Annotated in this window: 1 protein-coding gene; it reads right to left on the bottom strand. The window is 75.4% G+C overall.

Annotated features, from left to right (window positions below; translation table 11 throughout):
* Window positions 1-537: hypothetical protein (locus V3C85_RS00015; RefSeq protein WP_331792944.1), on the bottom strand; the 537-nt coding region annotated here is incomplete at both ends.

The following is a 537-nucleotide window of genomic DNA, read 5'->3' as shown; positions in this document are numbered from 1 at the left end:
TCACCACCGCCTGTGCCCGTGTCACCGCCGCCTGTGCCGGTATCGCCACCGCCCGTGCCCGTGTCACCGCCACCTGTTCCCGTGTCACCGCCACCCGTGCCGGTATCGCCACCGCCCGTGCCCGTGTCACCGCCACCTGTTCCCGTGTCACCGCCACCCGTGCCGGTATCGCCACCGCCCGTGCCCGTGTCACCGCCCCCTGTGCCGGTATCACCGCCGCCCGTGCCGGTCTCCCCGCCGCCTGTGCCGGTCTCACCCCCCCCTGTGCCCGTCTCACCCCCCCCCGTGCCGGTATCCCCACCGCCCGTGCCCGTGTCACCGCCACCTGTTCCCGTGTCACCGCCCCCCGTGCCGGTATCGCCGCCGCCGGTGCCCGTCTCTCCACCGCCTGGGCGGGTATCCCCGCCCCCTGTGCCCGGATCACCGCCACCTGTGCCCGTGTCACCGCCGCCCGTGCCGGTATCGCCACCGCCGGTGCCGGTATCGCCGCCGCCCGTGCCCGTGTCACCACCGCCCGTTCCGGTGTCGCCATCGCCA

Origin of the sequence: Pseudotabrizicola sp. L79 (genome assembly GCF_036553525.1) — a bacterium.
Lineage (GTDB): Bacteria > Pseudomonadota > Alphaproteobacteria > Rhodobacterales > Rhodobacteraceae > Pseudotabrizicola.
Note: the sequence above shows the minus strand (reverse complement) of the source record. Positions and strands in the feature narration are given on the sequence as shown.